Raw genomic sequence first — 22,233 nt, forward strand, 5'->3', positions numbered from 1 at the left:
CGACACATGGGAATTTTCTTTGTTTTGAAACGAAAATGAGAGTGGGACCGAAATCGGTCATTCGTTAGAATTCGATTTCGTCGTCCCACCTCCGCACAGTTGAGTAGGGCTGTAAAAGCTGGTGAAATCAGCCTAGTAGAGCCCACTCAACCACTGCGTCTTGCTCGACAATCCAAAGACAATTGAGAGGCTAGGACTTTTGTCCCAGCCTCAGCACTTAAGTATTCAAGCCAAAGTAAAATACAAACCAGACCGCATAGGTCACAAGAAGAAGGAAAAACGAATACAGAGTCACGAAGCCGATCTTCCACAGGAGTTTGGCTTTTCGATGTTCTAGCAGATTATACAAAACATTGCCACCGTATACACAAGCCACAAAGATAGCGAATGCCAAGAGACGAATGATAATAGCTAGTTGAAACATATTCCGCCCTCCTTAAAAGGAAAAACCTCTTTTCTAAATTTATTATAGCATTTGAATTTCAAGTCTTCAAATACTTGTATAGGGCAAAATGAAACACATTTCATGCTCCTTGCTTTCATGTTTCCTGCTTTTACTAATTCCCCTTTTTATGTTATAATTGAGATAATTGTAACGAATCAAGGTCAATCCAGACAGAAAATGAAATAGAAACAAACAGCTTTAAGCTGGTAATTTTTTGAATACAGCTGACCTGAAAACAGAAAGGAAACACATGATTTACAAAGTTTTTTATCAAGAAACAAAAGACCGTAGCCCACGTCGTGAAACAACACGCTCACTCTACTTAGACATCGATGCTAGCTCAGAACTTGAGGGACGTATCATTGCTCGCCAACTTGTGGAAGAAAATCGTCCAGAATACAACGTTGAATATATCGAGCTATTGTCTGACAAATTGCTAGACTACGAAAAAGAAACTGGCGCATTCGAAATTACGGAGTTCTAATATGGCCTATACTCTTAAACCAGAAGAAGTGGGCGTTTTTGCCATCGGTGGTCTAGGAGAGATCGGGAAGAACACATACGGAATTGAATATCAAGACGAAATCATCATCGTTGATGCAGGGATCAAATTTCCTGAGGATGACCTACTTGGTATTGACTACGTTATTCCTGATTACTCTTACATCGTAGAAAACATCGACCGCGTCAAGGCTCTCTTGATTACCCACGGACACGAGGATCATATCGGTGGGATTCCTTTCTTGCTCAAACAAGCAAACATCCCAATCTATGCAGGACCTCTTGCTCTCGCTTTAATCCGAGGAAAACTTGAAGAGCATGGCCTTTTGCGTAATGCTACACTTCACGAAATCAACCACAACACAGAGTTGACCTTTAAAAATCTCAAGGCAACTTTCTTTAGAACCACTCACTCCATTCCAGAGCCTTTGGGGATTGTCATTCATACTCCTCAAGGAAAAATCGTCTGTACGGGTGACTTCAAGTTCGACTTCACGCCAGTTGGTGAACCTGCAGACTTGCACCGTATGGCTGCCCTTGGTGAAGAAGGGGTGCTCTGTCTCCTCTCTGACTCGACCAACGCTGAAGTACCAACCTTTACAAACTCTGAAAAGGTTGTTGGTCAGTCTATCATGAAGATTATTCAAGGTATCGAGGGACGTATCATCTTTGCATCCTTTGCCTCAAATATCTTCCGTCTCCAGCAGGCTACTGATGCTGCTGTCAAGACTGGTCGTAAGATTGCTGTCTTTGGACGTTCTATGGAGAAGGCTATTGTCAACGGGATTGAACTAGGCTACATTAAGGCACCAAAGGGAACCTTCATCGAACCAAACGAAATCAAAGACTACCCTGCAGGAGAGATTCTCATCCTCTGTACAGGTAGTCAGGGGGAACCTATGGCAGCCCTCTCTCGTATCGCTAACGGAACTCACCGTCAAGTACAACTCCAACCTGGCGATACCGTTATCTTCTCTTCTAGCCCAATTCCAGGAAACACCACTAGCGTTAACAAGCTGATTAACATCATTTCTGAAGCTGGTGTCGAAGTTATCCATGGTAAGATTAACAACATCCATACATCTGGACACGGTGGTCAACAAGAGCAAAAACTCATGCTCCGCCTCATCAAACCAAAATACTTCATGCCTGTTCACGGTGAATACCGCATGCAAAAAGTCCACGCTGGACTTGCCGTAGATACTGGAGTTGAGAAAGACAATATCTTTATCATGAGCAATGGCGATGTGCTTGCTCTCACTGCAGACTCTGCTCGTATCGCAGGTCACTTCAATGCCCAAGACATCTACGTCGATGGAAATCGAATCGGCGAAATCGGTGCAGCTGTGCTTAAAGATCGTCGTGATTTATCTGAAGATGGTGTCGTACTTGCTGTCGCAACAGTAGACTTCAAGTCTCAGATGATTATTTCTGGCCCAGATATCCTCAGTCGTGGATTCGTCTACATGCGTGAATCTGGTGACTTGATCCGTCAAAGCCAACGCATCCTTTTCAATGCTATTCGTATTGCTTTGAAAAACAAGGATGCCAGCATCCAATCAGTCAATGGCGCTATCGTAAACGCTATTCGACCATTCCTTTACGAAAATACTGAGCGTGAACCAATCATCATTCCGATGATTCTCACACCAGATGAAGAAGAATAAGAAAAACTCTCTGAAGCCTTTAAGCTCCAGAGAGTTTTTTTATTTAACAATAAGCTCGTAACGAGTTTTGCTGGTGAAAGTTTCACCTGCTTTGAGAATGACTTGATTTTTAAGGTCACTGTGAATAGCATCTGGCAAAGCCTGTGCTTCAAGAGCAATTCCATTGTGCTGAATCATTGGTTGACCAGCGATGATGACACTCTCATCCACAAAGTTTGCTGTATAAACTACAAAGCAAGGTGCTTCTGTCTTAAAGAGTAAGAAACGACCTGAACCTTGGTCATACAAGAAACCAGCATTGTCATGCCCCGCAGGGAGAGCAAATGGATGATCCAAACCAGAAACTAGCTGGATCTGCTCATCTTGGTCTGCAAAGATATCTTTCAACAAGGCGCCATTGTAGATGTGTTTAACCACATCACGATTAGCATCTGGTGTCTTAGCAGGAATACCGTCCGGAGCGATTGGGTAAATCCCCTCAGTGTTTAATTGGAAGACATGGCGGTCAACCGTCTGAGTAAAATCGCCTGACAAGTTAAAGTAGCTGTGGTTGGTCGGATTCACCAAGGTATCTTGGTCTGTCGTTACCTTGTAGCTAACCTCGTAGGCACCAGTTTCTTCCAAGTGATAGCTAATCCAGATTTTAAGATTTCCAGGAAAACCTCCTGTCCCGTCTGTTCTTTCTGTGTAAAGAGTCAAGCCATGGTCACTTACTTTGACTAGTTCAAACAAACTAGAATCCCAACCTGTTGAACCACTGTGGTTACAGTTGCTAGCATTGTTGACTTCGAGTTCATAGGTCTGGCCATTGAGTTCGAAAGTTGCACCTGCAATACGACCTGCCACTGGACCTACACTTGCTCCATGTTTAGGGCTATTCCCCACATAGCTTTCGAAATCATCAAAGCCTAGGATAACATTGGCAAAATTACCAGCCTTATCTGGAGTTACATAGCGTAGAATCGTTGCACCATAGGTCATGATTTCTAGTTGGTAGCCTGCTTCTGTTTCAAAGCGATAAGCGACAACATTCTTGCCATCAACTTTCCCAAATACACGTTCTGTGTATGCTTTCATCCCTATCTCCTTATTATTTGAATTCGTGAATAATGACACCTTGAACAACACGGTTTACTGTACCTGTTGGTGATGGCGTATCAGGTCTGTTTCCAACCTTAAGCGAAGTCAAGAGAGCAAATAATTGACCGTAAACAATATAAGGGAATACGCGGTAAACATCATTTAAAACGCCACCGCAGCCAAGCGCTACTTCCTTCACATTCTCAAGACCAAAGGCTTGATCGCTTAAAAGAACAACGCGACGAGCAATTTGATCCCCTGCAACTTCACGAACCAAGTCCAAGTCATACTTACGAGTATAATCTGTTGTAGTACCGAAGACCAAAACTACAGTATCTTCATTGATAAGAGATTTTGGACCGTGACGGAAGCCGACTGGGCTTTCATACATAGTTGCAACTTGACCAGCAGTTAATTCCAAAATTTTCAGTTGTGCTTCATGAGCAAGCCCGAAGAATGGACCTGCACCTAGATAAATCACACGATTAAAGTCTAGGTCAACCAACTCTTTGACATCTGCTACATTGTCAAGAACTTTGCGAGCAAGACTAGAAAGCACTTCAAATCGTTCAACTTTAACAGCAAATTCTGTTGGATCAAATACCAAAAGTGCGGTCAACATCATTGAAGTGAAGCTTGAAGTCATGGCAAAGCCAGCATCGTTAGAAATAGCTGGTTGCAAGAGCAAGAGATTGCGGTCATCACCATGGGCTTGAAGTGCTAATTTCCCTTCAGCCGCACATGTGATAGTGACTTGATAAAGTTCATCAACCAAGGCCTTAGCCAAGTCAACTGTTGCTACACTCTCAGGCGAGTTCCCACTTCGTGCAAATGATACCAAAACAGTCGCAACGTCTTTTTTCAAATAAGTTTGTGGGTTTGCTACGATATCAGTTGTCGCAATAGCAATGAAATTCCATTTACGTTCGTCATAGACTTCCTTGAAGTAAGGAACCAAAGTATCACCTACATAAGCTGAAGTACCAGCACCAGTCAAGATAACTTTAATGTAGTCATGTTTATCTGCAATACCTTTCAAGAAGGCTGCAATTTCATAACGTCGTTCTTGATAAGCTTCAAAAGCTTCTTCCCAAACATCTGGTTGTTGGTAGATTTCGCGTGTTGTGATCTCTGCTCCCAACTCAAGCAAATCTTCTTTTGTATAATCTAGCATTGAAAACCTCTAATCTAATATTGTTTCATGATTGAAAACATGGGAATGGGAGTCGCTCCCATTCCCATGTATATTTTCTATAAGATGGTTTAACGTTTTAACGCAATCACATCTTATACTCAATGAAAATCAAAGAGCAAACTAGGAAGCTAGCCGAAGGCTGTACTCAAGTACGGCAAGGCGAAGCTGACGTGGTTTGAATTTGATTTTTGAAGAGTATTACTCGTCTTCATCGTCATCGAAGCTTGCCAATAAATCATTAACTTTTACAATGCTTTCTGAAGTACGACTCTTATAGTCCGCATCGATGCCAGTTAGGCTTGCATTGATAAACTCAATGACCATCGGGAGGTTCATTCCTGCATACAGTTCAATGTCGCGACCTTCCATAATCAAGCGGCTCACCACGTTACATGGAGTTCCGCCAAGAAGATCTGCAAAGACTAGGAAATCATCCAAACCTTCAACAGCAGCTTCAAATTTAGCAGTAAATTCTTCTGGTCCATCTTCTGGAAGAAGAGCCACCGCATGAATGTTGTCTTGTGGTCCCATAATCATTTCTGTGCTACCTTTAAGTTCTTCACAGAAACGACCGTGGCTCACTAAAATTAATGATTTAGTCATATATTATGCGCCCATTCCAAGCAAGAATTTTCCAATGAATGAAAGTCCAACTGCAAGAGCAATGATAATACCGATTGCTTTTGTAGAGTTCATACCTTTCTTACCAAGCAACCAGAAGATGAATGCAGTGAAGATTGCTGGAAGCAAGCGTGGGAAAATTGAGTTCAAGATGTCTTGGAAGTCAATCATTTTCTCACCGATTGGCAATTTGTATGAAATTTCAAAGTTGATCATTGTTGCTACAAGAGCACCCATCATGAATACACCAAGTACAGATGCAGCTTCAATCAAAGCTGTCAAAGTACTTTGCATGTTGTTGATAAGGTTAACCCCTTCTTTGTAGGCAAATTCCAACTGTTTCCAACGGAAGATGTCATAAGCAACTGCAACTGCGATCCAAAGGAAGATACCGTAAGGTTGGCCAGCGATGGCCATAGTTGCTGCGATAGATCCCATGATAGCAGGTACAAGTGAACCAAAAATTGTGTCTCCAAGAGGAGCAAATGGTCCCATCAAACCTGTCTTGATACCGTTAACGGCATCTTTTGAACCTACACCATCTTTTTCTTCCATGGCAAGGTCAAAACCAGCGATAATTGTGTGGAAGAATGGTGAAGTGTTGAAGAATTGAGTATGAACTTTCATCATTTCTTTCAACTCAGGAGTTCCATCTCCATACATTTTACGCAATTGTGGCAAGATCATGTAAAGGTAACCTGATGCTTGCATACGTTCGTAGTTCCATCCCAATTGGAAAGTGAACAAGCTACGTTTGTTAATTTGATTAAAATCTTCTTTTGTTAATTTGTAATTAGAATTCGTCATCTTCAATTTCCCCACTTTCTGATGGTGTAGAAGGTGCTGCTACAGCTACTTTTTGGCTATTTTTGAAGTGAAGCACCGCAAGGAAGATACCTACGATAGAGATACCGATCATAGACAATCCTTTGAAGTTGTTTGCAAAGCCAATTTTTTCAGCAACATCAGCAGGAAGAGTGCCAATGATACCAGCAACTGCTCCACCAAGACCTGTTACGTATGAGTAAAGTACAGTCAACATAGCTGTCAAACCAAATCCCATAGCAAGGTAGTGAAGGTTACGTTTAACTGGAAGGTAACGAAGCAAGATAGCGAATCCAAGACCTGGAAGCATACGACCTGCAAGAGTCAAACCGTCTGCAACCCATTGGTATTCTTTAACAAGGTTTACAACACCTGTAACGAATTCTCCACCGAAAGCAAGAGCGAAGAATACTGGAAGAGCACGAGATAGAGCCCAAGGAAGCGCACCAAGAAGGTAGTTGCGTTCGATTCCTTTGTAGTCAAAGCGTTCGATTGCAGCATCAATACGGTGAGCGAAGAATGTTGTAGTCATACGGCCAAGTACGTCGAAGTAAGTCAAGAGTGCCGCTACTGGTACAGCGATTGTAGTAATCGCAAGGTCTGTTTCGATACCTTGTGCAACTGAGAAAGCAGTCGCAAGAACCGCACCAGAAGTTGCATCGATACGAGAAGCACCACCGAAGGTACCTACCCCAAGTACGAACAACTGCAAGCTACCACCGATAAACAAACCTGTTGTCAAATCTCCCATGACTAAACCAGTAATGAAACCAGCGAATACAGGGGACCCTGCAGAAGAAACGATCGTCAACTCATCACAGATTTGATAAGCTGAGTACAAAGTGAGAAGTAAAATTTGCCACCATTGTATCATAACAATGACCTCCTAAAAATTTTTTCCTATTTTAATAAGCTCAAAAAGTCTGAAACTGGATCATTTGGAACCATTTGAGCAGTAAGTTTAACACCTTTTTCCGCCAATTTGTGGAAATCTTCTACGTCTTTATCTACAACGTTGATTGAACGTGTGATAGCACGTGTTTCTGGTGTTTGAGACATGTTGCCGACATTGACAGTTTCAAGTGGCACACCTGCTTCTACCAAACCGAGGAAACGGTCAGGTTTGCGTGCTACAATCAACAGACGTTGGCTATCGTATTTACCAGCAAGGATATTTGCTGCTGCTTTATCAACTGGCAAAATACTAAGTTTTACACCTGGTGGTGTTGCAAGTTTCAAGCCACTTTTTTCAACGTCGTTGTTCACAACTTCATTGTCAACGACCATGATACGTGAAACATTAAGTTTAGCAGACCAAAGGTTTGCGACTTGTCCGTGAATTAAGCGCCCATCGATACGGCATCCTACAATTGTCATAAATTTTCCCCCTTTATAAGTTTTAGTGTAGGTTTACAAGTTAAATGTATGTGTTCTTTATACTCCCCTTCAGTTTCAAAGATAATGATGCGGTTAGCACCTTCTTTGAGATAGCTATGTGGAATATAAAGCGATAAGGTTGGACCAACATTCCAGAAACGTCCGAGATGATGGCCATTGACATAAGCAATCCCTTTACCAAACTCAGATAGTTCTAAGTAGGTGTCCTTTGGAGCCTCAACTTCAAAGTCATAGGCGTAAAAGGCGGGTTGCCCTTCTGTCCATCCTTTAGAGAAATCAATATTCTCTGGCTTATCAAGCGGAAGTGGATATTGCTTCCAGTTGAGCAAGAAATGCAAATCTTTACAAACACCTGTGCGAATCCCTTTTCGCTGTGTGTCTGCTAAGAATTTGTGTCCATAGTTGACACGCCCCATATTTTCAATAAGTATATCAATATTGGACAGCGTTTTCTTTTCACCTTGATAAAAAATATCTTCACCGATTTCTGTTTGGTACTGTGTCGCCACTCGTTTACCATCGATAAAGAGTTGGGCTCTATCTCGTCCGTCAATGATTCGAATGCGTTCTTCATCCGCATCCCAACTTACTTCTGTGCGATAGAGTAGATAGCCGTAACCTTGTCCTAGCTCTTCCATTTTCTTAGGGTAGAGACTTTCAATGGGACTGGATAGGCTATCCAAGGTTTCAAACAAGGAAACTTTCTCGACTAGCGGAATAGCTTCTACTTCCATACTTTCCTTGTGAAGCGGTTCAGATTGTGGATACTCAGGATAGTAAGTCGCCATCATGTCTTTGACTGCAAAATATTTAGCAGTCGGGTTCCCAGTTTCATCAAGAAGAGCGTCGTAATCATAAGATGTTACTTGTGGTAAATCAATAGTTCCTCGAGCTGAACAACCATTCATAAAACCAAAGTTGGTTCCGCCGTGGAACATATATAGGTTGATAGATCCTAGCTCTAGAACTTCATGAACAGCTTCTGCTAATTCCTCAGGTTCACGCTTGATGATTGGTTCTTTCCATCGATTGAACCAGCCATCCCAAAATTCCATACACATGAGTGGCCATTTCTTGCCGTGCTCATCTAGGAACTCTTGCATCTGTGAGAAATTATAAGCAGCTTTGGAACCAAAGTTCCCCGTCACAAAGAGATCATCCTCAATCAAGGTTCCAGCCTTGAGAGTCGCTCGCCACGGACCATCTGATGTGAAAAGCGGACAAGTAACTGCTCGTTCTTCCATCAAGCGTCGGATTCCCCTCAAGTATGCCTTGTCTTCACCATACGACCCATACTCATTTTCGACTTGCATCATGAGAATGTTGCCACCGTTTTCCAATAATCTCGGAACTAAACGTGGAAGTAACTGGTCATAGTAACGGCCAACCATGTCAATGAAAGCTGGGTCCGACGACCGAATTCTCATATCCTTGGTCAATAGCCATGCTGGTAAACCACCGAATTCCCACTCTGCACAGATAAATGGAGAAGGACGTACAATTGCATATAAGCCCAAATCTTGTGCAGTTTGAAGAAATCTTTCTAAATCAAGATCTCCTTCAAAATTAAATTTTCCTTCAGCAGGTTCATGCATGTTCCAAGCAACATAGGTCTCAACTGTATTGAATCCTAATGCCTTGAGGTTATACAATGAATGATGCCAATCTTCCGCAGGAACTCTAAAATAGTGAATGGCGCCAGACAAAATCTTGAATGGTTTTCCATCCAGATAGAAATCATCTTTAATTTCAAATCTTGCCATTCTTCCTCCCCTAAAAGCGAAAAGTTTGCGCTTTCATGTATTGTTATATCAACTATAAACCAATCGGGGAATAATGTCAATACTTTTTGAAATTTTCTTTAAAATTTTTCTATTTTTTTACTGAATCTTTTCTAAAAATCATCTCAAAGCCTATAAAATCAACATTCTGGCTGAAGAGCAAAAATACGGGAAAAAGCACGAATAATTTAAATGAATTCTAGTTTCTCATTCCGATATTTTAATTTTTTTAAGTGCTTTTCAGCTATTTTTTAGATTTTATGTTAAAATGATAAGTGGAGAAGGAAAAAAATGAGGTGAAAATATGGCAATTCCAAAGTATCAATATATTAAAGATGAATTGAAAAATAAGATCATTTATGGTCAATTCGCTAGTGGAGACAAGTTCTACACTGAAGCAGAATTGATTTCCATGTATGATGTTAGTTCAATCACAGTAGTCCGTGCCTTGAACGACCTTGCCAAAGACGGATATATCGTCCGCCAACAAGGTAAAGGAACTTTCGTTGCTCGTGCACGTAAACACAAACTCGTTGAATTTTCTGATGTAGAAATCTTCGAAACTAAAGATGATAAAGTAACTGTTCTTTCTATCGAACGCGGAAACGAACTTAAATACTTAGAAAAACTCGGCCTACGCGACGATCAATTCTATTACAAGATCGAACGTATTCGTGAAACAAATGGCGTTACCTATATCTATCACAGTTCATATATTCCTGAACAATACATCAATGCCAACTATCCAAATCTTGAATACTATAGTTCTATCTATAATCGTTTCAAATTGGACTACCACATTCACATGAATGACGAGCATTTTGAAGAAATCAATGAAATTGTATTTCCAACTCCAAAATATGCCGCTTCTATCCTAGGAATCGACACTAAATTCCCAACTGTTTTCCAAACAAAGACAACTCAGCTTGAAGCAACTGGTCAAGTTTTGGAATACATCGAAACTTATAAACGTTCTGATTTCTACAAAATTAAATTCATCTCATGTGACCGTGATCACTAATCTTAAAAATCCTGAGGCAACTGTCTCAGGGTTTTTGTATACCCATTATAGCACCGCCTCTCTTTCAAGAGAATAGCATTTCAAGCAATTCTATAATTAGTAACCTTTTTACTAAAAAATAGTCAAAACTATAAAAATATATCTTAATTTATAAATTATTCTATTTTTTATAGTAATTTTCTCAAAAACTTGACTTTCTGTTAGTTAGAACATAAAATAGAACCAATATGTGAAAACGCTATCAAAAATTCAAAAGGGAGGTTTTTTAATGAAACCAGAAAATAAACAGCGCTTCTCTATTCGTAAATATGCAATCGGAGCAGCTTCTGTATTGATTGGCTTTGCCTTTCAGGCTCAGGCCGTTGCTGCTGACGGAGTCGTTGCTGCTACAACAGAGAATCAGCCTGCTGTCCAAACCACTGGAGAAGTCACTCCACCAACGAGTGAAGAAAAAGTCGAGACTGCTCCTTCAACAGAAAATACTACTCCAACTGCTCCTTCAACAGAAAAAGCTACCCCAGCTGCTCCAGCAACAAACTCTGAAGCACCAAAAGTTGAAGTTGCTCCTGCACCTGCCGTAGCAAATCCTGTTACATCCGAAGAGGCTCCAACTAAACCAGAAGTAACTGAAGAAGCTAAGAAGACAGAATCGGAAAAACAAGAAGAAAAGAAAGAAGTTGCTAAAGTTGAAGCACCTGCAGTCGCTACAGAAAGAGCAACTCAAGTCAATGAAAAACTCGCTAAAAAGAAAATTGTGTCGATTGATGCTGGACGTAAATACTTCTCTCCTGACCAACTAAAAGAAATCATCGACAAAGCCAAACACTATGGCTATACCGACCTTCACCTTTTAGTCGGAAATGACGGCTTGCGCTTTATGCTTGATGACATGTCTCTAACTGTAGGGGACAAAACTTATGCCAGCGACGATGTCAAACGTGCTATCGAAAATGGAACCAATGCCTACTACAAGGATCCAAATGGCAATCATCTGACTGAAAGCCAAATGACTGACTTGATTAGTTATGCTAAAGATAAAGGAATTGGACTTATCCCAACAGTTAACAGTCCTGGTCACATGGATGCCATCCTCAATGCCATGAAAGAATTGGGTATTGAAAAGCCTAACTTTAACTATTTTGGAAAAGAATCAGCACGTACGGTTGACCTTGACAACGAAAAGGCTGTTGCTTTTACAAAAGCCTTGATTGATAAATATGCAGCTTACTTTGCGGGCAAGTCTGAAATCTTTAACATCGGTTTGGATGAATATGCTAACGATGCTACGAATGCCAAAGGATGGAGCGTTCTTCAGGCCTATAAATGGTATCCAGAAGATGGCTTCCCAGATAAGGGTTATGATAAATTCATCGCCTACGCTAACGATCTAGCTCGTATCGTCAAGTCTCATGGTTTGAAACCAATGGCCTTCAATGACGGTATCTACTATAATGGTGATACTACTTTTGGTACCTTTGACAAAGACATCATCGTCTCTATGTGGACTGGTGGATGGGACGGATACGATGTCGCTTCTTCTAAACTTTTAGTTGAAAAAGGCCACCAAATCCTTAATACCAACGATGCTTGGTACTACGTTCTCGGCCGTAATGCAGATGGTCAAGGATGGTACAACCTTGATCAAGGACTCAATGGTATCAAGAATACTCCAATCACTTCTATACCAAAATCTGAAGGAACAGATATTCCGTTCATCGGTGGTATGGTAGCTGCTTGGGCAGATACCCCATCTGCACGTTACTCTCCATCTCGTCTCTTCAAGCTCATGCGTCAATTCGCAAATTCAAATGCTGAATATTTCGCCGCTGACTACGAGTCTGCTGAACAAGCTCTGAAAGAAGTGCCAACTGACCTTAACCGCTATACTGCAGAAAGTGTTGCAGCGGTTAACGAAGCTGCAAAAGCCATTCGCTCACTCGACAGCAACCTCAGCCGCGCCCAACAAGATACCATTGACCAAGCAATTGCAAAACTCCAAGAAGCTGTTAGCAATTTGACCTTCACACCAGAAGCTCAAAAAGAAGAGGACGCTAAACGCGAAGTTGAAAAACTTGCCAAGAACAAGGTAATCTCAATCGATGCTGGACGTAAATACTTCTCAGCTGAGCAACTCAAACGTATCATTGATAAAGCCAGCGAACTTGGATATTCTGACATTCATCTCCTCCTAGGAAATGACGGACTTCGCTTCCTACTTGATGACATGACTATCACTGCTAACGGTAAAACCTATGCAAGTGATGATGTCAAAAAGGCCATTATCGAAGGAACAAAAGCTTACTACGATGATCCAAACGGAACCACTCTTAGTCAAGCAGAAATCACTGAATTAATCGAGTACGCAAAATCAAAAGGTCTCGGACTCATCCCAGCGATTAACAGCCCAGGGCACATGGATGCCATGCTCGTCGCTATGGAAAAACTTGGAATCAAGAATCCTCAAGCCAACTTCGACAAGGTCTCCAAAACAACCATGGACCTCGAAAACGAAGAAGCGATGAACTTTGTCAAAGCTCTCATCGGCAAGTACATGGACTTCTTTGCAGGCAAGACTAAGATCTTCAACTACGGTACAGACGAGTACGCTAATGACGCTACCAACGCTCAAGGCTGGTACTACCTCAAATGGTACGGGCTCTATGGCAAGTTTGCTGAGTACTCTAACACTCTTGCTGCCATGGCTAAAGAAAGAGGCCTTCAACCGATGGCCTTCAACGATGGTTTCTACTACGAGGATAAGGATGATGTTGAGTTTGACAAGGATGTCATCATCTCTTACTGGTCTAAGGGATGGTGGGGTTACAACCTTGCAACTCCTCAGTACCTGGCAAGCAAAGGCTACAAACTTCTTAATACCAACGGAGACTGGTACTACGTCCTAGGCAATCACAAACCAGACGAAGCCTACCCACTATCAAAAGCACTTGAAAACTCTGGAAAAGTACCATTTAACCAGCTTGCATCTACTAAGTATCCAGAAGTAGACCTTCCAACAGTCGGAAGCATGCTTGCTATCTGGGCAGACAAACCAAGTGCAGAGTACAAGGAAGAAGAAATCTTTGAACTCATGACTGCCTTCGCAGACCACAACAAAGACTATTTCCGCGCTGACTACAATGCTCTCCGTGAGGAACTTGCTCAAATCCCTGAAAACTTAGAAGGATATAGCACAGAAAGTCTCGATGCTCTCAAGGATGCTAAAGAAGCTCTAAACTACAATCTCAACCGCAATAAACAAGCTGAGTTGGATACACTTGTAGCTAACCTTAAAGCAGCAAGACTTGGTCTCAAACCGGCTGCAACTCATTCAGGAAGTCTTGATGAGAGTGAAACTTCTGCTGCAGTTGAAAACCGACCAGAGCTTCTTGTTAAGACAGAAGCAATTCCGTTTGAGATCGTTAAGAAAGAAAATCCTAACCTTCCAGAGGGACAAGAAAAAATTGTCACTCAAGGTGCTAAAGGTGAACGTACAATCTACGTCTCAGTTACTACTGAAAATGGTAAGGAAACCGAAACAGTTCTTGAAAGCAAAGTCACAAAAGAAGCTGTCAATCAAGTGGTTGAAGTTGGAACTCCTGTCACTCATGTAGGAGACGAAGAAGGCGTTGCTCCTGTTGCAGATGCAAAACCACGTGTTGTCATCGAGGACGAAGAAATTCCGTTTACAACCATTACTCGTGAAACGGATGCATTGCCTAAGGGAGAAACTCGTGTCGTAACCGAAGGTGTCAAGGGGCGTCGTAGCCATTTCTACTCTGTCTCTACTGCTGCTGACGGTAAGGAAGTGAAAACATTGGTTACTAGTGTTGTCGTTCAAGAACCAGTTACTCAAATCATCGAAGTCGGAACTCCTGTCACACATGTAGGAGATGAAAATGGACTAGCTCCTGTTGCAGATGCAAAACCACGTGTTGTAATCGAAGACGAAGAAATTCCGTTTACAACCATTACTCGTGAAACCAATGCATTGCCTAAGGGAGAAACTCGTGTCGTAACTGAAGGTGTTAAGGGACGTCGTAGTCATTTCTATTCTGTGTCTACTGCTGCTGACGGAAGCGAAGTGAAAACATTGGTTACTAGTGTTGTCGTTCAAGAACCAGTTACTCAAATCATCGAAGTCGGAACTCCTGTCACACATGTAGGAGATGAAAATGGACTAGCTCCTGTGGCGGAAGAAAATAAACTTCCTGAGACAGGAAGCCAAGGTTCAGAATGGTTGATTGCTACTGGTCTGATGGCTGCACTCACAGCTTATGGACTTAGCAAGAAAAAAGATTAAGCACAAATAAAAAGCGAGATACAATCTCGCTTTTTTTATTGTCATTAGTCACCCAAACCGATGCGTTCGAAGATCTCATCCACACGTTTGGTGTAGTAGGTTGGGTTGAAGATTTCGTCGATTTCTTCTTGAGTGAGGCGTGATGTCACCTCTGGATCTGCTTCAAGAAGTGGTTTGAAGTCGACTTGGTTATCCCATGATTGGGCTGTCTTCGGTTGAACAAGGTCGTAAGCTTGTTCACGCGTCATACCTTTCTCAATCAAAGTCAACATGGCACGTTGGCTAAATATAAGACCGAAGGTTGAGTTCATGTTACGGATCATGTTTTCAGGGAAGACCGTCAAGTTCTTGACGATATTTCCAAAACGGTTAAGCATGTAGTCAATCAAAATGGTCGTATCTGGTGTGATGATGCGCTCAGCTGATGAGTGAGAGATGTCACGTTCGTGCCAGAGAGCCACGTTCTCATAAGCCGTAATCATGTGACCACGGATGACACGCGCAAGACCTGTCATGTTCTCAGAACCGATAGGGTTGCGTTTGTGAGGCATTGCCGAAGAACCCTTTTGCCCCTTAGCAAAGAACTCTTCCACTTCACGTTGCTCAGACTTTTGCAGACCACGGATCTCCGTTGCCATACGCTCGATAGAAGTTGCGATGCTAGCAAGAACTGCGAAGTACTCAGCGTGGAGGTCACGAGGAAGGACTTGTGTAGAGATTTCTTGAGCACGGATACCAAGCTTGTCGCAGACGTATTTTTCAACGAATGGGGGGATGTTGGCAAAGTTCCCAACCGCACCAGAAATCTTACCAGCTTCCACACCAGCAGCCGCATGCTCGAAACGCTCGATGTTGCGCTTCATTTCGCTGTACCAAGTGGCCAATTTAAGTCCAAATGTTGTCAGCTCAGCGTGCACACCGTGGGTACGACCCATCATGATGGTAAACTTGTGCTCCTTAGCCTTATCAGCGATGATGTTGGTGAAATTTTCAAGGTCACGACGGATGATGTCATTGGCCTGCTTGTAGAGGTAACCGTAGGCTGTGTCCACCACATCAGTAGACGTCAAGCCATAGTGAACCCACTTGCGCTCTTCACCAAGCGTCTCAGAAACCGCACGTGTGAAGGCAACCACATCGTGACGAGTCTCTTGCTCGATTTCCAAAATACGGTCGATGTCAAAGTCAGCCTTCTCACGAATCAAAGCCACATCTTCCTTAGGGATTTCCCCCAACTCAGCCCATGCCTCGTCAGCCAAGATTTCCACCTCAAGCCAAGCACGGTATTTATTTTCTTCACTCCAAATGTTCGCCATCTCAGGACGAGAGTAACGGTTGATCATTGTTTTGCTCCTTAATAATTATTTTTTGTATAATCTCAGCATTCTTCGTATCCTCTAATTCCACATAGGCTTGTCTCAACATCTCTAAATCTTGAATGTCTAGGTATATAAATACCCTCCGAAAAGCATCAATTGATTCTTTATATTTATCAGAACGAAATGATATAATAGCATATTCTATATATATTTGAGGTATTACAATCTCCTGATCAGGAATTTCTACTATCTCTTTTACTTTTTTATATAGAGCATCCATATCATTCAGCCACGATTCATCAAATTCCATAAAGTATTTATAAGATTCTACTATATGCTTGTAACTCTTAAAATCTCTCTTAGAATATACATTATATACTTCCAAAAATTCTTCTTCTAATTTTAGTCTACTTCGTATAATTAACTGTCTTACAATTTCTTCTTCCCCTAATTCGACTTTTTCAATGTATTGCACTGGAATCAAATTAGATATTAACTGAGAGTTTTTTATATCATCATGATCATTATAATAAAGTATACTTTTAGAAACAATAAGATCCTTCGCCTCCTTTGATAGAGAAATAATTCTATCCAGAGCGAAAAAAATATTAAATAACAAAAGAGGTATCTTTAAGACATCAGACTCTGTTTTAAAATTTGCAATTACCAATGCAATAAAGAAAATTAGATAAACAATAGATTTTTTGAAGAGTTGTACTTCGCTACTAGAACTACCTTGATACATCCACATTATTAATGTCAAAGCCCCAAATAATGCTCCACCTAACAAGTCATTTAAAGGAATAATATGCTGGATTGCGTAGGAATAAAATACAGAACCAATTAATATAGCTATCATCGCAACAAATTGATATCTCTTTTTTTTTATCTGTTTTTTATTATATAAGTTTATTATTTCTTCAAGATAATTCAAATTTTGTATTATTCTATAATAACCTAATCCCCCAATAGGATAAAAGAATTGCATAGGTATAAAAAGACCTATTAATAAAAGTGCAAAAAATTTCAATTTATAAAACAATATAAGGAAAATTGATAGTACTACTAAAACAATTAACTTTATAATAAAAATATGTTTTGATTTGTAAAAAATATAGAAAGCTATTGTTATTAATATAATCAGTAATATCAGTGGAACAATATACCCTAAAGCATCATCAATTGTCCCAACAATATATATCAATGACGTTCCGGATAAAAAAGTAGCTACAATAAATAAAATTGAAAGGATGTCTCGCTGTCTATTGTCTTTGGAAGCTTGACTTATTATCGGTAGTACATATGTATTTATAAATTTTAGATTATTCACGAATCCTCCCCAAAAACTCCTCCACCTCATCCGGAACATCACTAAACAAAGTCACGTGTCCCATTTTGCGGTTGTGCTTCGCTTCTATTTTACCATACATGTGAAGGTGGGCGCTTGGATTTTCTGCGACATATTTTTCAGCAGTCTCGACGTGTTGGCCGAGAACATTGAGCATAACAGCCGGCGCATGCAGTTTGATAGCTGGCAATGGTGCTCCCAGAACACCAAGAATATGGGTGTCAAACTGGGAAAAGTCGCAGGCTTCGATAGAATAGTGCCCAGAATTGTGTGGGCGTGGGGCAATCTCATTGACAATGATGTCATCAGCCGTCGCAAACATTTCCACGCAGAGAGTTCCAGAGAGGCTCAGTTGTTCAGCGATTCGCACTGCCATGGCTTTGGCTTTATTTGCTAGACTTTCTGAAATGCGAGCTGGTACGATAGTTTTAGAGAGGATGTTGTTACGGTGGATATTTTCCTGAACTGGAAAAACCGTCACATCCTTGCCATTTCCTGACACAATGACAGAAATTTCAAGATCAAAGCTGACGAATTCTTCCAAGACACAGTCTGCTGAATCAGCCAGTGCATAGGCTTCTTCCAAATCTGCTGCCGAGCGAATGACTTTCTGACCATGGCCATCATAGCCACCAGTCGCAGTCTTGAGGACATAGTTTTTCGACAGGTCGATATCTACCAAGTCTTGGCTTTTGGTCACAACCTTGTAAGGTGCCACCGTTACTTGAGCCTTATTTGAGAGAAAGTCCTTTTCAAAGATGCGATTTTGGGAAATGCGGAGCAGGTCGGTCCCTTGAGGGAGCTGTCCATCCTTAATGACAGCATCCAAACCGTCAGCATCGACATTCTCAAATTCATAGGTGAGGACATCGCAACGCTCAGCCAACTGACGAAGGGCATCCACATCGTCGTAAGGCGCCACGATGATTTCCGCCACACGAGAAGCTGGACAATCCGCCGCAGGATCTAGCGCGATAACTTTGTGCCCCATGTAGATAGCAGAAATGGCCATCATCTGACCAAGCTGACCGCCACCGATAATTCCGATTGTTTTAGATGAGCTCATTGCTAGACTCCTCTGCGATTTTTCCTTGTTCTTCTGCAAAATCTGCCAAAGCTGTCGCGATAGCCTGATCCTCTACTGACAGGAGACGGAGGGCAAAGAGGGCTGCGTTGGTCGCCCCTGCCTCACCGATAGCCATTGTCGCAACAGGCACACCGCCCGGCATCTGTACGATAGAGTAGAGTGAGTCCACACCACTAAGAACACGTGATTTGACTGGTACACCAATGACTGGAAGGGTTGTTTTGGCTGCTACCATACCTGGCAAATGGGCTGCGCCTCCAGCGCCTGCGATGATGACCTTAATCCCACGGCTACGTGCTTCCTCGGCATGTTTGAACATGAGATCAGGTGTACGGTGGGCAGAAACAACTTTCTTTTCGTAGGCCACGCCGAAGCGGTCTAGGACTTCTGCTGTTTTTTGCATGGTTTCCCAGTCGGATTTTGAGCCCATGATGATGGAAATTACTGGTTTAATCATAATTTTTCCTTTTCTTCCTTTCAACAATCACCTTAGGTTGTGAGGGACGGCAGCAGCCACCAAAGGTGTCTCATGCCTAAATCGGAAGCCCAAGGTCTTCCGATTTCCCCGAACGATTGGCTTACAATCCAATCGTTCTTTCACAACGGCGGTGATTGCTCTATATTAGCTCGCTAATGCTCGCAAGTCAAACGACCATTATCGTATCTGGCGACTTCGTCGCGTTATTCTTATATCTTTACTTAATTGCCTTGCTTCCGATATCTGTTCGGTAGAAGAGCCCTTCTGTTTTTTGTTGGGCGAGTTCTTGGTAGATGGTTTCTTGGGCTTCTTTGACGGTATCTGCTGTGGTGACGAGCATATAGACACGGCCACCGTTTGAGAGCAGCGCTCTGCTATTTTCCGCAAACTTAGCTCCAGCATAGTAGGTGATAATGTCGCCTTCGGTCTTGGATGGAAGCTTAACACCTTTTTCATAGTCTAGCGGGTAGCCCTGGGATGCGACAACCACACCCAGAGTCACACCCTTGTCCGTCCACGTGATGTTCGGATCCTTGCCATCAAGAATATCCGTGATATTTTGCGCAAAGTCAGATGTCAAGCGAGGCAGGATAATCTGTGTTTCGGGATCACCAAAACGAGCGTTGAACTCTATAACCTTCGGACCGTCAGCAGTCAAAATAAGTCCCGCGTAGAGGACACCAAGATACGGACGACCTTCTTTGATCATCCCTTCAAGAACTGGCTTGACAATAGTCTCAACCGCTGTGTCAACCACGCTCTGTGGCAAGTGAGGAACTGGCGCATAGGCACCCATCCCGCCAGTGTTAGGGCCCTTGTCGCCATCGTAAGCACGTTTGTGGTCCTGAGCCGTTGGCATGATGTAGAACTTGTCCCCATTGACAAAGGCAAAGAGAGAGAACTCTTCTCCGTCAAGAAATTCCTCGATGACCACACGCGCACCTGAATCTCCGAATTTATTGTCTAAGAGCATCTCATGAGCGGCTTCTACTGCTTGCTCGACTGTCTCGGCAACGACGACACCTTTCCCAAGTGCCAATCCATCTGCCTTGACGACGATAGGAGCGCCTTTCTCCTCGATATAAGCCTTGGCCTCCTCGAAATCTGAAAATGTGCCATAGGCTGCTGTCGGAACTTCATATTTGACCATGATTTCCTTAGCAAAATCCTTGGACCACTCCAGCTCCGCTGCCAATCTTGTTGGACCAAAGGCTTTGAGACCAGCTTGGTTAAAATCATCCACAATTCCAGCAGCAAGGGCATCATCTGGCCCGATGAAGGTCCAAGCAATATCGTTGGCCTTTGCAAACTCAATTAACTTAGAATGTTCGGAAATAGAGATATTTACCAATTCCAAACCATCCAGAGTCATTCCGTCATTTCCAGGAGCTACAAAAACTTTTTCAACGTCTTTTGACTCAAGTAACTTCTTAGCAATCGCATGTTCACGACCACCCGAACCGACAACTAACAGCTTCATCTTATAACCTCTTTTGCGAATTATTTAATAATATTATATCACAAACGTTCGTTTTAATCTTGTTTCATTTAGTATTTTAAGCCAAAAAAGGAAAGAAACTGTTTTCTTCCCTTTTGTCTTCTTAATGTCTAAAATGTCTCACACCTGTAAAGACCATAGTCAAGCCGTACTTGTCAGCGGCTTCGATAGACTCTTGATCACGCACAGACCCACCTGGTTGGATGATGGCCTTGATTCCTGCTTTGGCGATTTCTTCCACATTATCCGCAAATGGGAAGAAGGCATCGGAAGCAAGCACAGCGCCTTCAAGGCGGTCTTTGGCTTGTTCAATAGCGATGCGAACAGAAGCCACTCGGTTGGTTTGACCTGGCCCAACGCCAAGTGTCATGTGGTCGTTAGTTATGATGATTCCATTTGATTTGACGTACTTGATAGCCTTCCAAGCGAATTCAAGAGCAGTCGCTTCTGTCTCGGTTGGCTGGCGTTTAGTCACCACTTGCCAGTCAGCTGGGCTTTCCTTGACCACGTCTTGGTTTTGCACGAGGAGTCCACCTACCACGCCTGTGTATTCTGCTTCCACTTCGCTTGCCTCTTGAGCGTCAAATGGCAAGGCAAGGATACGCAAGTTTTTCTTTTTATTGGTCAAAATGGCTAGCGCTTCATCCGTATAGCTCGGTGCGATAATGATCTCGAGGAAAACGCCGTGCATCTTCTCAGCAGTCGCAACATCCACCTCACGGTTGAGAACGACGATTCCACCGAAAATTGAGACTGGGTCAGATTCATAAGCATAGTCCCAAGCTGTTTCAATGTCGTCAGCTTGACCGATACCACATGGATTCATATGTTTGAGAGCCACAACGGTTGGACGGTCTTTGAAATCACGAATAATACGAATGGCCGCATCGGCGTCACGGATATTATTGAAGGACAATTCCTTGCCATTTAGCTGTTTCGCTGAAGCAATAGAGTAGTCTGTAGGCAAAGTTTTTTGGTAGAAGTCTGCATCCTGTTGAGGATTTTCTCCGTAACGCATGGATTGTTTGAGGTCATAGGTCAAAGTGAGCTTTTCAGGCTTTACTTCACCCACTTGAGCTGTGAAGTACTCTGCAATCAAGGCATCATAAGCAGCTGTGTGACGGAAAACCTTGGCTGCTAAACGTTGGCGAGTTTCATAAGTCGTTTCACCGTTTGCTGACAATTCGTCAAGAACAACAGCATAATCCGCTGGGTCTACCACAACCGTCACGCTGGCGTGGTTTTTAGCCGCTGAACGAAGCATAGAAGGCCCACCGATATCGATATTTTCAACTGCGTCAGCATACGTCACATCTGGTTTGAGAATCGTTTCCTTGAATGGGTAAAGGTTGACTACAACAAGGTCAATCAATTCAATCTTATTGTCCTTAGCAGCCTCTAGATGGCTGCCAAGATCACGACGAGCAAGGAGCCCACCGTGAATATTTGGATGAAGGGTCTTGACACGACCGTCCATCATTTCTGGGAAACCCGTCACATCATCAATTGCAATGGTCTCCACTCCAGCATTGTCAAGGGCAACTTTGGTACCACCTGTTGAGATAATGTCCCAACCGAGTTTTTTAAGTTCTTGGGCAAATTCAACAATGCCCGCTTTGTCTGAGACGCTGATTAAGGCGCGTTTAGTCATGTTTTTTCCTTTCATTCC

19 protein-coding genes are annotated in these 22,233 nt (G+C 42.5%); 4 read left to right on the forward strand and 15 right to left on the reverse strand.

What is annotated here, in order from left to right; all coding sequences use genetic code 11:
- Positions 1–217: 217 nt before the first annotated feature.
- Positions 218–424 (reverse strand): hypothetical protein, encoded by a 207-nt coding sequence (locus NGI26_RS06185; RefSeq protein WP_251937675.1) that lies wholly within the window; start codon positions 422–424, stop codon positions 218–220.
- Positions 425–695: 271 nt separating this feature from the next.
- Here NGI26_RS06185 and NGI26_RS06190 point away from each other — a divergent pair, with 271 nt between their 5' ends.
- Together NGI26_RS06190 and rnjA are read left to right on the forward strand one after the other, a co-directional pair.
- Complete coding sequence (locus NGI26_RS06190; RefSeq protein ID WP_251937678.1) at positions 696–929, forward strand: DNA-dependent RNA polymerase subunit epsilon; 234 nt, start codon at positions 696–698, stop codon at positions 927–929.
- Position 930: 1 nt separating this feature from the next.
- Entirely contained in the window at positions 931–2,613 is a 1,683-nt protein-coding gene (gene rnjA, locus NGI26_RS06195; protein ID WP_251937682.1) for a ribonuclease J1, read from the forward strand.
- 39 nt (positions 2,614–2,652) lie between these two features.
- Here the strand turns inward: rnjA and NGI26_RS06200 are convergent, their stop codons facing one another.
- The 7 genes from NGI26_RS06200 to NGI26_RS06230 all read right to left on the reverse strand — a co-directional run bounded on the left by NGI26_RS06200 (position 2,653) and on the right by NGI26_RS06230 (position 9,495).
- Complete coding sequence (locus NGI26_RS06200) at positions 2,653–3,690, reverse strand: aldose epimerase family protein (protein WP_251937685.1); 1,038 nt, start codon at positions 3,688–3,690, stop codon at positions 2,653–2,655.
- Between the two features lie 13 nt (positions 3,691–3,703).
- Positions 3,704–4,867 (reverse strand): SIS domain-containing protein, encoded by a 1,164-nt coding sequence (locus NGI26_RS06205; RefSeq protein WP_251937688.1) that lies wholly within the window; start codon positions 4,865–4,867, stop codon positions 3,704–3,706.
- A gap of 219 nt (positions 4,868–5,086) precedes the next feature.
- Entirely contained in the window at positions 5,087–5,491 is a 405-nt protein-coding gene (locus NGI26_RS06210; RefSeq protein ID WP_251937691.1) for a PTS sugar transporter subunit IIA, read from the reverse strand.
- Between the two features lie 3 nt (positions 5,492–5,494).
- On the reverse strand, positions 5,495–6,316 hold the full coding sequence (locus NGI26_RS06215) for a PTS system mannose/fructose/sorbose family transporter subunit IID (protein ID WP_251937695.1): 822 nt from the start codon (positions 6,314–6,316) through the stop codon (positions 5,495–5,497).
- A complete protein-coding gene (locus NGI26_RS06220; protein WP_251937699.1) occupies positions 6,303–7,208 on the reverse strand; it encodes a PTS mannose/fructose/sorbose/N-acetylgalactosamine transporter subunit IIC in 906 nt (301 codons plus the stop codon). The genes NGI26_RS06215 and NGI26_RS06220 overlap by 14 nt, the downstream gene beginning before the upstream one ends.
- Before the next feature lie 26 nt (positions 7,209–7,234).
- On the reverse strand, positions 7,235–7,711 hold the full coding sequence (locus NGI26_RS06225) for a PTS sugar transporter subunit IIB (protein ID WP_006149635.1): 477 nt from the start codon (positions 7,709–7,711) through the stop codon (positions 7,235–7,237).
- Complete coding sequence (locus tag NGI26_RS06230; protein ID WP_251937721.1) at positions 7,708–9,495, reverse strand: glycoside hydrolase family 35 protein; 1,788 nt, start codon at positions 9,493–9,495, stop codon at positions 7,708–7,710. Before NGI26_RS06230 ends, NGI26_RS06225 begins: the two co-directional genes overlap by 4 nt.
- A 322-nt stretch (positions 9,496–9,817) precedes the next feature.
- Between NGI26_RS06230 and NGI26_RS06235 the strand changes: the two genes are divergently transcribed.
- Together NGI26_RS06235 and strH are read left to right on the forward strand one after the other, a co-directional pair.
- Positions 9,818–10,534: a GntR family transcriptional regulator gene (locus tag NGI26_RS06235; protein ID WP_251937724.1), complete on the forward strand. Its 717-nt coding sequence runs from the start codon at positions 9,818–9,820 to the stop codon at positions 10,532–10,534.
- A 268-nt stretch (positions 10,535–10,802) separates the two neighbouring features.
- Positions 10,803–14,834: an LPXTG-anchored beta-N-acetylhexosaminidase StrH gene (gene strH, locus NGI26_RS06240; RefSeq protein ID WP_251937727.1), complete on the forward strand. Its 4,032-nt coding sequence runs from the start codon at positions 10,803–10,805 to the stop codon at positions 14,832–14,834.
- Positions 14,835–14,878: 44 nt separating this feature from the next.
- On the opposite strand, the gene purB is transcribed toward strH, so the two are convergent.
- From purB to purH, 7 genes are all read right to left on the reverse strand, one after another.
- Positions 14,879–16,177, reverse strand: a complete 1,299-nt coding sequence (gene purB / locus NGI26_RS06245) for an adenylosuccinate lyase (RefSeq protein WP_251937730.1) — start codon at positions 16,175–16,177, stop codon at positions 14,879–14,881.
- Positions 16,152–17,483, reverse strand: a complete 1,332-nt coding sequence (locus NGI26_RS06250; protein WP_251937735.1) for a hypothetical protein — start codon at positions 17,481–17,483, stop codon at positions 16,152–16,154. The genes purB and NGI26_RS06250 overlap by 26 nt, the downstream gene beginning before the upstream one ends.
- A complete protein-coding gene (purK, locus tag NGI26_RS06255) occupies positions 17,476–18,567 on the reverse strand; it encodes a 5-(carboxyamino)imidazole ribonucleotide synthase (protein WP_251937740.1) in 1,092 nt (363 codons plus the stop codon). Before purK ends, NGI26_RS06250 begins: the two co-directional genes overlap by 8 nt.
- A complete protein-coding gene (purE, locus tag NGI26_RS06260) occupies positions 18,554–19,042 on the reverse strand; it encodes a 5-(carboxyamino)imidazole ribonucleotide mutase (protein ID WP_251937825.1) in 489 nt (162 codons plus the stop codon). Before purE ends, purK begins: the two co-directional genes overlap by 14 nt.
- A gap of 30 nt (positions 19,043–19,072) precedes the next feature.
- Positions 19,073–19,189, reverse strand: coding sequence for a phosphoribosylaminoimidazole carboxylase (locus tag NGI26_RS09270; protein WP_353505224.1), 117 nt, complete (start codon positions 19,187–19,189; stop codon positions 19,073–19,075).
- Positions 19,190–19,283: 94 nt separating this feature from the next.
- Entirely contained in the window at positions 19,284–20,546 is a 1,263-nt protein-coding gene (gene purD / locus NGI26_RS06265; RefSeq protein ID WP_251937743.1) for a phosphoribosylamine--glycine ligase, read from the reverse strand.
- 121 nt (positions 20,547–20,667) lie between these two features.
- Positions 20,668–22,215, reverse strand: coding sequence for a bifunctional phosphoribosylaminoimidazolecarboxamide formyltransferase/IMP cyclohydrolase (gene purH, locus NGI26_RS06270; protein ID WP_251937747.1), 1,548 nt, complete (start codon positions 22,213–22,215; stop codon positions 20,668–20,670).
- Positions 22,216–22,233: the final 18 nt, after the last annotated feature.

Source organism: Streptococcus sp. Marseille-Q0941, from assembly GCF_943736975.1.
Classification (GTDB): domain Bacteria; phylum Bacillota; class Bacilli; order Lactobacillales; family Streptococcaceae; genus Streptococcus.